Here is an 11,781-nt window from a genome sequence, read left to right as displayed (position 1 = left end):
TCCCTACCCAGGACGGGGCTGGAACTCCTCGTCCGCGCCCACCGGCGGGAGGGCGGCGGGGTCGGCGAACAGACCGCAGGCACCGGTGGCGCCGGACAGCGCGTCGGCGGCCAGGACGACGGCGGCGGCGGTCCACGTCGTGCGCTCGATCGGCCAGCGCTTCCCGTCGGCGAACACCAGGCCGGTCCAGTAGGAGCCGTCGTCGTCGCGCAGGTGCTGCATGGCGGCCACCTGCTCCAGCGCGTCGTCCGGACGGCCCGCGGCGCTCAGCGCCAGCGCCAGCTCGCACGTCTCGGCGCCGGTCGCCCACGGCCGGTCGGACACGCAGCGGATCCCGAGCCCCGGGACCACGAAGGTCTCCCAGCCCCAGGCCAGCCGGTCCTCCGCCGCGGCGCCGGTCAGGGCGCCGGCGAGCACCGGGTAGTACCAGTCCATCGAGTACCGCGAGCGGTCGGCGAAGGCCTCCGGGCGGGTGCGCAGCGCGGCGCCCAGGTCGACGGCGGCCAGTTCCCAGTCCGGCTGCGGCTCGCCCCGCAGGTCCGCGAGGGCGACTCCGCAGCGCAGCGCCTGGAAGAGACTGGCGTTGCCGGTCAGCAGCGCGGTGTCGTCCGGGGTGCCGTCCGGCTGCAGCGCCCAGCCGATGGTCCCGCCGGGCAGCTGCATGCGGGTGACCAGGTCCAGCCCCCGGCGCACGGCCGGCCACAGCTCGGCCACCAGGGCGTCGTCGCCCGTCACGAGCCACCGGTGCCACAGCCCGACGGCCAGGTACCCGGCGTGGTTGCTCTCGACCCCGGGAGAGGTCTCCGCGTACGTCCCCGACGCGAGCCGGTACTCCGACGCCCAGGACCCGTCCGGTCGCTGCCGCGCGGCCAGCCAGCGGTAGGCGGCTGCGGCGGAGTCGTGCCGGCCTCCGACGTCGAGAGCCATGGCCGCCTCGATCGAGTCCCACGGGTCGAGCTGGCCACCGCGGAACCAGGGGAGGGCGCCGTCGGCGTCCTGCTGGTCGGCGATCCAGTCGACGGTCCGGCGCACCTGCCCGCCGGACACGATCCCCGGCAGCTCCGGCAGGAGCGCCGGCTCAGCGGGCAGCGGCCCGCTCCCGGTCCACACCGGCGGAGCCGGCCGTCCAGCGCCGCGCGGCGGGCGCGCCGGCGACCGCCGGCCCGTCCCCTTCGGCAGCCGGCTTGTCGGCGTACACGACCAGGCTCTTGCCGATCACCGGGTCCAGCACCTTCTCGGCGGTCCGGGTCAGCCAGGGCCGCTTCGTGAGGTCCCAGACCAGCAGCCGGTGGTAGGCGCGGACGGCGGCGTTGTCGCGTCCGACGCCGATGGCGCACTTCAGCCACCAGAATGGCGCGTGCAGGGAGTGCGCGTGGTGCGTCCGGCCCGGCTCGAGGCCCACTGCGGTCAGCCGGGTCCGGAGGTCGTCGCCGCGGTAGATGCGGATGTGGCCGCCCTCGTTCGCGTGGTACTCGTCGGAGAGTGCCCAGCAGATCCGCTCCGGCAGCCAGCGGGGCACGCTGACCGCGACGCGTCCGCCGGGCTTGAGCACCCGGACGATCTCGGCCATCGCGGCGGCGTCGTCGGGGATGTGCTCGAGCACCTCGGCGACGATGACCCGGTCGACGCTCGCGTCGGGGACCGGCAGGTGCAGCAGGTCGCCCCGGACCGCGGTCGCGGCCGCGCCGGCCGGCGCCTCGCCCGCCTCGCCGATGGCGGTCACCCACTTCTGCGTGGTCGTGACCTCGTCGACGCCCCAGTCGAGGGCCACGACCCGGGCGCCGCGCCGGTAGGCCTCGAAGGTGTGCCGGCCCTCGCCGCAGCCCAGGTCGAGCAGGGTCATCCCGGGGCGCAGGTCCAGCAGGTCGTAGTCGACTGTCAGCACGTGCGGGTCCTCATCGGTCGGTCTTCTTCCGGTCCAGCACCTCGGCGTACCAGGCCGCGGTGCGCTCGGCCGCGGACCGCCAGGTGTAGGAGGCGAGCACCCGGCGCCGTCCGGCGCGGCCCAGCTGCTCCTGCAGGGAGGGGGAGTCCAGCACCAGCCGCAGGGCGGCGGTGAGCTCGTCGACGTCCCCGGCCTTCACCCGCAGGCCGGCCTGGCTGCCCACCACCTCGGGCAGCGCGCCGGCGTCGGTGGTGACCAGGGGGGTGCCGCAGGCCATGGCCTCGATCGCCGGCAGCGAGAAGCCCTCGTACAGGGACGGGATCGCCACGACGGCGGCCTGCTGCAGCAGGCGGACGAGCTCGGCCTCGGGCACCGAGCCGGTGAAGGTGACGGCGTCGTGCAGGGCCAGGCGGTCCAGTGCGCTCTCTGCCGGGCCGCCCGGGCGGGCGCTGCCGACGACGGTCAGCGTCACGGCCCGCTCGGTACGCAGCTTCGCCACGGCCTCGAGCAGGTGCACCAGCCCCTTGAGCGGGACGTCGGCGCTGGTGATCACCACGATCGACTCGGGGTCGCGCGGCCGGTCGGCCGGCGGCGGCGTGAAGACGTCGGGGTCGATCCCGACCGGGATGACCTCGATCCGCTCCGCCGGCACCCCGAGGTGGGTGCCGATGTCGGCCCGCGAGCTCTCCGACACGGTGGTGATGGCGTCCAGCCGCGGGGCCACGCGCGCCTGCATGCGGGTGAACGCGTACCAGCGGCGGAGCGTGAGCTTGCGGTAGCGCGACGGCGCGGCCGCCAGGTCCAGCTGCCGGTCGATCGCGACCGGGTGGTGCACGGTGGCCACGGTCGGGACGTCGGCCTTGACCAGCCGCAGCAGGCCGTACCCGAGGCACTGGTTGTCGTGCACGATGTCGAAGGGCGCGAGGCTCGACCCGCCGCGCCCGCCCAGCAGCAGCCGCGCGGCCCGCAGGCTGAAGGTGAGCGGCTCGGGGAATCCGGCCACGGCCATGTTCGCCCACTCCGCGACGTCGATCCAGTCGCGGATCTCCGACGGGCGGACGATGCGGAACGGGTCCGGGTCCCGGTAGAGGTCCAGGCTGGGCACCTGCACCAGCGGAACGCCCTCGTCGAGTTCGGGGTAGGGCTGGCCGCTGAGGACCTGCACGTCGTGCCCCAGCTCGGTCAGCTCGCGCGACAGGGCACGGACGTAGATCCCCTGGCCGCCGCTGTGGGGCTTGCTGCGGTAGGACAGCAAGGCGATGCGCAGCGGCCGTCCCATGACCGGGACTCTAACGACCCCGGCTGGGGACCCGGACCGGCGCGGGTCGGATGCACGCCGGTCGGTCCGGCTGGGAGGCTGGCACGCATGCTGCGCCACGTGGTCGTGTTCACCTGGTCCGACGACGCCGACGAGGAGCGCCGCGCCGCCACGCTCGCCGAGCTCGGCCGGCTTCCGGAGACGGTCGGCGGGATGACCTCCTTCGCGATCGGTCCCGACGCCGGGCTGCGAGCGGGCAACGCGCACGCCGCCCTGGTGGCCGACTTCCCGGACGCCGAGGCCTGGCGCCGGTACGCGGAGGACCCGGTCCACCTGCAGGTCATCGCCGAGCACGTGACGCCGATCCTGGCCGCCCGCACCGCCGTCCAGTACGAGGTCTAGCGCCTCGTCCACAGCCGGCGGCCGGGTCCACAGATCCGCCGGGACGGGCCAGGGAGAGTCGCGCCACCAGCACGGTCGGGGTCATGGACGAACCCCCGCGCTCCCTGGTGCGCGTCTCCGACCCCGGCGAGATCGCTGCCGCCCTCCCCGCGCTGCTGGGCTTCCCGCCGCACGAGTCGGTCGTGCTCATGGCGATCGGCGGCCCCACGGGCAGGCGGGTCGGGCTCACCGTCCGCGCCGACCTGCCGCGCGGGACCGCCGGGGGAGGGCCGTCGGTCTGGGACCTGGCCTCGGCGGTCGCGGGGGAGGAACCGGCCGGCGCGCTGGTGTTCGTGGTCACCGAGCTCCCCGACGAGCGGGAGCAGCTCCCGTTCGGGCCGCCGGGGGAGGTGGTGGCCGACCTGCCGCACCGGGCGCTCGTGCACGACCTGGTGCTGGCGCTGACCGATCTCGACGTCCCCGTGCGGGATGCGCTCCTCGTGCGGGCCGGTCGGTGGTGGTCCTACGACTGCCTGCGACCGTGCTGCTCGCCCGGCGTCGGTACACCGCTGCCCGGCGGGGTGTCGGAGGTCCAGGTCGCGGCGGTGGCCGCCGGCGCCGTCGTCGAACCCAGCCGGGCGGCCCTCGCCGCACGGATCGACCGCGTGCCGGGACCGGACACCGACACCTGCGCGGCGGCGATCTCGCCGCTGCTCCCGGGGGCCGCCGGCGGGTGGGCCGCGGTGCTCCGTGCCCTGGAGCTGTGCCGCCCCGGGAGGACCGGCGGCCTCGGCGACCGGGAGGTGGCGGCGGTCGTCCGGGCGCTCACCGATCTCACGGTGCGCGACCGGGCGCTGGGCCTGTCGCTGGGCGCGGACGCCGGGGCCGCCGAGACGCTGTGGACCGAGTGCACCCGGCGGGCGCCGGCGCCGTTCGACGCGGCGCCGGCAACGCTGCTGGCGGCCGCCGCGTGGCTGCGCGGGGACGGGGCCTTCGCCAACGTCGCGCTCGAGCGGGCACTGACCTCCCGCCCGGGCTACGGGCTCGCGGGCCTGCTGGCCGACGGCCTGGCCGCGCGGGTCCACCCGTCGGAGCTGCGCGCGCTCATCGTCGACGTGGTCGGCCCGCCGGGCTGAGCGTCAGAGCAGCTCGGGACGCTGCCATTCGGCACCGAGGACGTGGGTGGCGTGGTGACCCGGCCACCTCACAGCAGTTCGGGGCGCTCCCATTCCTGACCGAGGACGTGGGTGGCGTGGTGACCCGGCCACCTCACAGCAGTTCGGGGCGCTCCCATTCCTGACCGAGGACGTGCTCGGCCAGGAAAGACAGCACCGTCTCATACCAGACCGTGGAGTTGCCGGGGGTGAGCACCCAGTGGTTCTCGTCCGGGAAGTAGAGGAACTTCGACGGGACGCCGCGCTTCTGCAACCCGTACCAGAGCTGCAGCGCCTCGCCGATGGGCACGCGGTAGTCCCGGTCGCCGTGGATCACCAGCATCGGCGTGCGGATCGCGTCGACGTAGCGGTGCGGCGAGTGCAGCTCGTAGCGGCGCGGCTCGGTGAACGGGTCGCCCCACTCCTTCTCCCAGTAGTAGGCCGCGTCGGTGGTGCCGACGAAGGAGTCGAGGTTCCAGAGGCTCGCGTGGGTGACGATGGCGCGGAAGCGGTCGGTCCGGGTGGCGATCCAGTTCGCCATGTAGCCGCCGAAGGAGCCGCCCATCGCCGCCGTCCGGCCGGCGTCGAGGTCGGGCCGCTCCAGGGCGGCGTCGACCGCGGCCATCAGGTCGGTGTAGGGCGCCTCACCCCAGGAGCCCCAGCCGCGGCGGACGAACTCCTGCCCGAAGCCCTGCGACAGGGCCGGGTTGGGCAGCAGGACGGCGTACCCGCGGGCGGCCATCACCCACGGGTTCCACCGCCACGACCACGAGTTCCAGCTCATCAGCGGGCCGCCGTGGACCCACAGCAGCAGCGGGGCGGGCGAGTCGGCGGACGCGCCCTCCGGCAGCACCAGCCACGACTGGACCGGGACGCCGTCCGTCGCGGTCGCGGTGAGCTCGTGCAGGGTCCCGGACAGCGGACCCAGGGCACCGGGGGAGGGCAGCCCGGCCGGCTGCTGCAGCGGCGCCTCGGGGTCCAGCCGGACCGGGGTCGGCGGCTCGTCGTAGGCCGAGCGCAGCGCGTAGAGGGCGCTGCCGTCGCGGGCGATCCGCAGGTCGCTGTAGGCACCGTCGGCGGTCAGCCGCACCGGCTCCCCGCCGGCCACGGGCACCCGGAACACCGCGTGCCGGCCGCCGTCGTCGGCCAGGAAGTAGACGGACCCGCCGTCGGCGGCGAACTGGGGGGCGCTCGGCCAGCGGTCGAAGCCGGCGGTGAGGTCGCGGATCTCCCCGGACGCCACGTCGACGTGCAGCAGGGTGTAGTCCGGCGGCTCGGCGAAGCTGGACAGCGCCTCGCGGACGCAGACGACCGCGGACCCGTCGGGGGAGAAACGCGCGGCGTAGACGTCGGCCAGCGGGTCGTCGACCAGCGGCCGGGACCCACCCGTGGCGGGGTCGACCAGCGCGACCCGGTTGCGCTGGCCGGCCGGGCCGTCGGGCACCGACTCGACGACGACCAGCCGGCTGCCGTCGGGGGACAGCGCCGGGTCCTCGCCTCCGCCGGCGGGCGGCCGGGCCTCCGGGGTGAGGTCGCGGAGCGCGACCGGCTCGGCAGCGGCGCCGGTCGGGTCCTCGGCGGAGAGCTGCCCGGCCCAGAAGAGGTGTGACGTGGCGGGGCCGAGGTCGCTGTCCCAGTAGCGGACCGGGTACCGCTCGTGCAGCACCGCCGTGACGCCGGCGTCCTTGCGCGCCTTGCGCCGGGCGGCCTCCTCCTCGGCGTCGGCCGCCCCCGGCGTCGCGGAGGCGACGACCACGACGTCCCCGCTGTCGGCGGCGACCGTCACCCCGCCCACGCCACCCGGATGGGCGACGACCAGCCGGGCCTCGCCGCCGTCGGCGGGCAGGCTCCACAGCGCCGGCTTGGGGTCCCCGGCGTCCGGCCCCGCCGCCGGGTCCGGCCGCGCGGAGGTGAACAGCAGCGAGCCGTCGGGGGCGAAGACCGGTGCGGACTCACCCGGGGCGCTGCGGGTCAGCCGGCGCGGCGGTCGCTGCCCCTCCGGGTCGACCTCCCACAACGCCGAGGCCCACTTCTTGCCCTCGGCGTCGAGGGTCTGCACCGAGACCGCCAGGCGCCGGCCGTCCGGCGACAGCGCGAGACCGCTGACCCGGGGCAGCGCCGCGTAGTCGGCCAGGTCGGCGAAGGGACTGCTGGCGGGGGTGCTGGCGGCGTCGGGCGAACTCACCCTGGCCACCGTAGTGAAGGGGCCCGACACGCGCCGGAGCCGCCGTCCCGTGGGGGACGGCGGCTCCGGAGGCGTGCGGGGTGGCGTTCCCTACAGGAGCGGCGCGGCCTGGGCGGGGGTCAGCTCCTCGTCGAGCGCGTTCACGAACACGTGCTGGGCGACACCGGCGGGCAGCAGCTCGCCGTCGACGCTGACCGTGTCCCGCTCGACGCGGGCGGTGACCGTCGCGCCGGGCCGCAGGCCCTGCTCGGCGAGCGAGCGGATGAGGTCGGTGTCCTCCTGCAGCTGCTCGCTGATCCGGCGGATCTCCACCCGCCGGCCGTCGGGCGTCGCGGTGGTGGACAGCAGCGTGAGGGCGTCGAGCACGGCGGAGGTCTCGCCGCCGAGCGGTGCGGCCGGGGAGTCCCCGCCGAGCTGCTCCAGCCCCGGGATCGGGTTGCCGAAGGGGGAGACCGTGGGGTTGCCCAGCAGCGCGAGGAGCTTCTTCTCCACCGCCTCGCTCATGACGTGCTCCCAGCGGCACGCCTCCTCGTGGACGTCGGCGTACTCCAGGCCGATCACGTCGACGAGCAGGCACTCCGCCAGCCGGTGCTTGCGCATGACGGCGGTGGCGAGGCGGCGGCCCTCCTCCGAGAGCTGCAGGTGCCGATCTCCCTCGACCGTGAGCAGGCCGTCGCGCTCCATGCGGGCGACCGTCTGGCTGACGGTCGGACCACTCTGGTGCAGGCGCTCCGCGATGCGGGCACGGAGAGGGACGACGCCCTCTTCCTCCAGCTCGAAGACCGTCCGGAGGTACATCTCCGTGGTGTCGATCAGATCGTTCACAACTCTCCTCGGGTGTCACCGTCCATCGTACGGGCGGGGGGCGACTTCCCAGGCTCGCCGGAGGTGGGAAACGGTGGCGCACCTCCGGCGATTCCCGGCGGTAGCGTCCGGGGGTGAGCATCGAGGCACGGTGGCCGGCACGACGGCGAGCGGGGAACAGGCGTGAGTGACTCGGTCGCCGTCGTCTGGGACGACGCACTGCTGGGCTACACCATGGGTGGCGAGCACCCGATGCACCCGGTGCGCCTGGACCTGACGATCCAGCTGGCCGACAGCCTCGGCGTGCTGGCCAACGACCGGATCACGGTGGTGAAGCCGGAGCCGGCCGACGTGGACCTGCTCACCCTGGTCCACGACCCGGCCTACCTGGAGGCCGTGCGCCGGGCACCGGGCGACCCCGGGGTCGGCCACGGGCTGGGCACCGACGACAACCCGATCTTCCCGGGGATGTACGACGCGGCGGCGCTCATCACCGGCGGAAGCGTGCAGGCCGCGCGGCTGGTCCACGAGGGCCGCAGCCAGCACGCGATCAACATCTCCGGCGGGCTGCACCACGCGATGCGCGACCGGGCAGCCGGCTTCTGCGTGTTCAACGACGCCGCGGTGGCCATCGCCTGGCTGCTGGCCCAGGGCTACGAGCGGATCGCCTACGTCGACATCGACGTCCACCACGGCGACGGCGTCCAGGCGGCCTTCTACGACGACCCGCGGGTGCTCACCGTCAGCGTCCACCAGACCCCGCTGACGCTGTTCCCGGGCACCGGCTTCCCCGAGGAGACCGGGGACCCGGACAAGGCCCTCGGCAGCGCCGTGAACCTGGCGCTGCCCAACGGCACCGACGACTCGGCCTGGCTGCGGGCCTTCTCCGCCGTCGTCCCGGGTGCGCTCCGGGCGTTCCAGCCGCAGATCCTGGTGACCCAGTGCGGCTGCGACGCCCACCACGAGGACCCGATGGCCGACCTCGCCCTCACCGTCGACGGCCAGCGGGCCAGCTACCGCGCGCTGCACGACCTGGCCCACGAGCTCAGCGACGGCCGCTGGATCGCGCTCGGCGGCGGTGGGTACGGCCTGGTCCGGTGCGTGCCGCGGGCCTGGACGCACCTCATCGCCGAGGCCTCCGGGGACCGGCTGGACCCGGCGACCGAGATCCCCGAGTCCTGGCGGGAGGACGTCGTCCGCCGCGGGCTGCGGGCCCGGCCGCCGACGCACATGACCGAGGGCGGCTACACCGGCTTCGCCCACTGGGACCCGTTCACCGAGTCCCGCGTGGACCGCGCGATCCTGCGCACCCGGCACGCCTCCTACCCCTACTTCGGCCTCGACCCGGACGACCCCCGTGACTGAGCAGCCGAGCGCACCCGAGAGCCCCGAGCCGCAGCCGCCGGCGCACTGGGAGGCCGACATCGTCGCCGCCGACGGTGGCACCGTGCACCTGCGGCCGATCGGCCCCGGCGACGCCGAGGGCCTGGTCGGGCTCATGGAACGCAGCTCCGACCAGACCCGCTACTACCGGTTCTTCGGCCCGATGAAGCGGCTGAGCGAGAAGGACCTCCGCCGCTTCACCCACGTCGACCACGTCGACCGGGTCGCCTTCGTGCTGGTCCTCGGCGACCAGCTGATCGGCGTCGGCCGCTACGACCGCTACCCCGACACCGACGACGCCGAGGTGGCGTTCCTCATCGAGGACGCCCACCAGAGCCGCGGCCTGGGCTCGGTGCTGCTGGAGCACCTGGCCGCCGCGGCGCTGGAGCGCGGCATCAAGCGCTTCGTCGCCGAGGTGCTGGCCCAGAACAACCGGATGGTGCGGGTCTTCCTCGACGCCGGCTACACCCCGACCCGCACCTACGAGGAGGGCGTGGTCCACCTGACCTTCCCGATCGCGCCCACCGAGGCGGCACTGGCGGTGGCCTTCGAACGGGAGCAGCGCAGCGAGTCCCGCTCGATCGCCCGGCTGCTGACGCCGACATCGGTGGCCGTCGTGGGTGCGAGCACCGACCCGGGCAAGCTCGGCAACGTCGTCTTCCGCAACCTCCTGTCCTACGGGTTCGACGGGCCGGTCTACCCGGTCAACCCGGGGGCCCGGCACGTGCGGGGGGTCCCGGCCTACGCCGACATCGAGGCCATCCCCGGCGACGTCGACCTCGCCGTGATCGCCGTTCCGGCCGACCAGCTGTCGGGGGTCGTGGAGGCCTGCCGGCGCAAGCGCGTGCACGGGCTGGTGATCATCTCCGGCGGCTTCGGCGAGACGGGCGAGCAGGGCCGGATCGGGGAGCGGCAGCTGGTCGCGGCCGCGCGGGCGTCGGGGATGCGGGTCGTCGGGCCCAACTGCCTGGGCATCGTCAACACCGACCCCGCGGTCCGACTCGACGCCAGTCTCGCCCCGCAGATCCCGGGCCGCGGCCGGGTGGGCTTCTTCGCGCAGTCCGGCGCGCTCGGCATCGCCCTGCTGCAGCGCGCGCTGAGCCGCCAGATCGGCCTGTCCAGCTTCGTCTCGGCCGGCAACCGGGCCGACGTCAGCGGCAACGACCTCCTGCAGTACTGGGCGACCGACCCGGCGACGGAGGTGGTGCTGCTCTACCTGGAGAGCTTCGGCAACCCCCGGAAGTTCGCGCGGCTGGCCCGGAGCGTCGGGCGGACCAAGCCCGTGGTCGCCGTGAAGAGCGGTCGGCACGTCGACATCACCCCCGGGCTCGCCGGCACGTCGGTGGCCGTTCCCGAGGAGTCGGTGGCCGCCCTCTTCGCCTCGGCCGGCGTCATCCGGGTGGAGACGGTGGCCCAGCTGCTCGACGTCGGCACGGTGCTGGCGCACCAGCCCCTGCCGGAGGGCCCGCGGGTCGCCGTCGTCGGCAACTCGACCGCGATGGGGCAGCTGGTCGCCGACGCGGTCCTGGAGGAGGGGCTGGAGCTCGCCCACGCGGCTCCGGTCGACATCGGGGCGACCGGATCGCCGGAGGCGTTCCGCGCCGCGCTGCAGGCCGCGGTGGACGACGACGCGGTCGACTCCGTCGTCGCCGTCTTCCTCCCCCCGATGATGGCCGGCTCGGGCGAGTTCGGGCCGGTGCTGCGCGAGGTCGCCGTCGGCTCGCCGAAGCCGATCGTCGCGACGTTCCTCTCCACCGAGGGCATCCCCCCGGAGCTGGTCGTGGCCGGTGAGGACGGCATGCCCGCGCGGGGTTCGGTCCCGTCGTTCTCGACCCCCGAGCGCGCGGTGATCGCCCTGGCCAAGGTCGTGGAGTACGGCCGCTGGCGGCGTCGGCCGGTGGGGCAGCTGCCCGTCCTGCCCGACGTCGACGAGTCGGCGGCGCGCGCGTTCGTCGACGGCGTCCTCGCCGAGGCCCCCGGCGGGCGGATGCTCACCGACGACGAGGTCATCCGGCTGCTGGCGGCCTACGGCATGCCGCTGCTGAGGACCCGGACCGTGACCAGCGACGACGCGGCGGTCGCGGCCGCCGACGCGATCGGCTACCCCGTGGTGCTGAAGTCCACGGCACCGTGGCTGCGCCACCGCACCGACCTGGGCGGGGTGCGGATGGACCTGCCCGACGCCGCCGCCGTCCGGGCGGCCTTCCGGGCCATCCCGGCCGGTGACCCGGTGATCGTCCAGGAGATGGCCGCTCCCGGCGTGGCGACCGTGGTGGAGATCGTCGACGACCCCTCGTTCGGCGCGCTGGTCAGCTTCGGTGTCGGCGGGGTGGCCACCGAGCTGCTGGGCGACCGTGCCTTCCGCACGCTGCCCATGACGGACCTGGACGCCGCCGAGCTGGTGCGGGCCCCCCGGGCCTGGCCGCTGCTCAACGGCTGGCGCGGCTCGGAACCGGTGGACGTGGCGGCGCTGGAGGACCTGCTGCTGCGGGTGGCGCGGCTCGCCGACGACCTGCCGGAGGTGCTCGGGCTGAGCCTCGAACCGGTGATCGTCGGCCCGGCGCAGCCCTGGCACGGCGGCCGGTCGCTGGTCATCGCCGGGGCGACGGCCCGCGTCGGCCGGCCGACGGCCCGCGTCGACCCCGGCCCCCGCCGCATGCGGTCACCGGGGGACTAGACACGGCGAGAGCCCGCCACCCCGGACGGGGTGACGGGCTCTCGACGGGACCGC

The 11,781-nt window shown here is 75.1% G+C and carries 9 protein-coding genes; 4 read left to right on the top strand and 5 right to left on the bottom strand.

Features of this window, described 5'->3' with window-relative positions; genetic code table 11:
* Positions 1 to 3 precede the first annotated feature (3 nt).
* From N555_RS0103090 to N555_RS0103080, 3 genes are read right to left on the bottom strand one after another with little or no spacing between them, the layout of a single operon-like run.
* Positions 4 to 1,110: a prenyltransferase gene (locus N555_RS0103090; RefSeq protein WP_231502576.1), complete on the bottom strand. Its 1,107-nt coding sequence runs from the start codon at positions 1,108 to 1,110 to the stop codon at positions 4 to 6.
* Positions 1,079 to 1,885, bottom strand: coding sequence for a class I SAM-dependent methyltransferase (locus tag N555_RS0103085; protein ID WP_081865948.1), 807 nt, complete (start codon positions 1,883 to 1,885; stop codon positions 1,079 to 1,081). The genes N555_RS0103090 and N555_RS0103085 overlap by 32 nt, the downstream gene beginning before the upstream one ends.
* Positions 1,886 to 1,895: 10 nt before the next feature.
* Entirely contained in the window at positions 1,896 to 3,164 is a 1,269-nt protein-coding gene (locus N555_RS0103080; protein WP_081865947.1) for a glycosyltransferase family 4 protein, read from the bottom strand.
* A gap of 87 nt (positions 3,165 to 3,251) precedes the next feature.
* Here N555_RS0103080 and N555_RS0103075 point away from each other — a divergent pair, with 87 nt between their 5' ends.
* On the top strand, positions 3,252 to 3,545 hold the full coding sequence (locus N555_RS0103075) for a Dabb family protein (protein ID WP_029430033.1): 294 nt from the start codon (positions 3,252 to 3,254) through the stop codon (positions 3,543 to 3,545).
* Positions 3,546 to 3,628: 83 nt separating this feature from the next.
* Positions 3,629 to 4,660 carry a DUF4192 domain-containing protein gene (locus N555_RS0103070; RefSeq protein ID WP_029430032.1) on the top strand — a complete coding sequence of 344 codons (1,032 nt, stop codon included), beginning with the start codon at positions 3,629 to 3,631 and terminating at the stop codon, positions 4,658 to 4,660.
* 133 nt (positions 4,661 to 4,793) lie between these two features.
* On the opposite strand, the gene N555_RS0103065 is transcribed toward N555_RS0103070, so the two are convergent.
* Together N555_RS0103065 and N555_RS0103060 are read right to left on the bottom strand one after the other, a co-directional pair.
* Positions 4,794 to 6,863, bottom strand: a complete 2,070-nt coding sequence (locus tag N555_RS0103065; RefSeq protein WP_051683663.1) for a S9 family peptidase — start codon at positions 6,861 to 6,863, stop codon at positions 4,794 to 4,796.
* 90 nt (positions 6,864 to 6,953) lie between these two features.
* Entirely contained in the window at positions 6,954 to 7,688 is a 735-nt protein-coding gene (locus tag N555_RS0103060) for a metal-dependent transcriptional regulator (protein WP_029430030.1), read from the bottom strand.
* 162 nt (positions 7,689 to 7,850) lie between these two features.
* Between N555_RS0103060 and N555_RS0103055 the strand changes: the two genes are divergently transcribed.
* Complete coding sequence (locus tag N555_RS0103055) at positions 7,851 to 9,032, top strand: acetoin utilization protein AcuC (RefSeq protein ID WP_029430029.1); 1,182 nt, start codon at positions 7,851 to 7,853, stop codon at positions 9,030 to 9,032.
* Positions 9,025 to 11,727, top strand: a complete 2,703-nt coding sequence (locus N555_RS0103050) for a bifunctional acetate--CoA ligase family protein/GNAT family N-acetyltransferase (protein ID WP_029430028.1) — start codon at positions 9,025 to 9,027, stop codon at positions 11,725 to 11,727. The genes N555_RS0103055 and N555_RS0103050 overlap by 8 nt, the downstream gene beginning before the upstream one ends.
* Positions 11,728 to 11,781: the final 54 nt, after the last annotated feature.

This window comes from Blastococcus sp. URHD0036, from assembly GCF_000701365.1.
Taxonomy (GTDB): Bacteria; Actinomycetota; Actinomycetes; order Mycobacteriales; family Geodermatophilaceae; genus Trujillonella.
Note: the sequence above shows the minus strand (reverse complement) of the source record. Positions and strands in the feature narration are given on the sequence as shown.

Excerpts from the sequence above, each read along its gene's own strand:
- N555_RS0103080 (WP_081865947.1), bottom strand. The coding sequence starts at position 3,164 with ATGGGACGGCCGCTGCGCATCGCCTTGCTGTCCTACCGCAGCAAGCCC.
- N555_RS0103075 (WP_029430033.1), top strand. The coding sequence starts at position 3,252 with ATGCTGCGCCACGTGGTCGTGTTCACCTGGTCCGACGACGCCGACGAG.
- N555_RS0103070 (WP_029430032.1), top strand. The coding sequence starts at position 3,629 with ATGGACGAACCCCCGCGCTCCCTGGTGCGCGTCTCCGACCCCGGCGAG.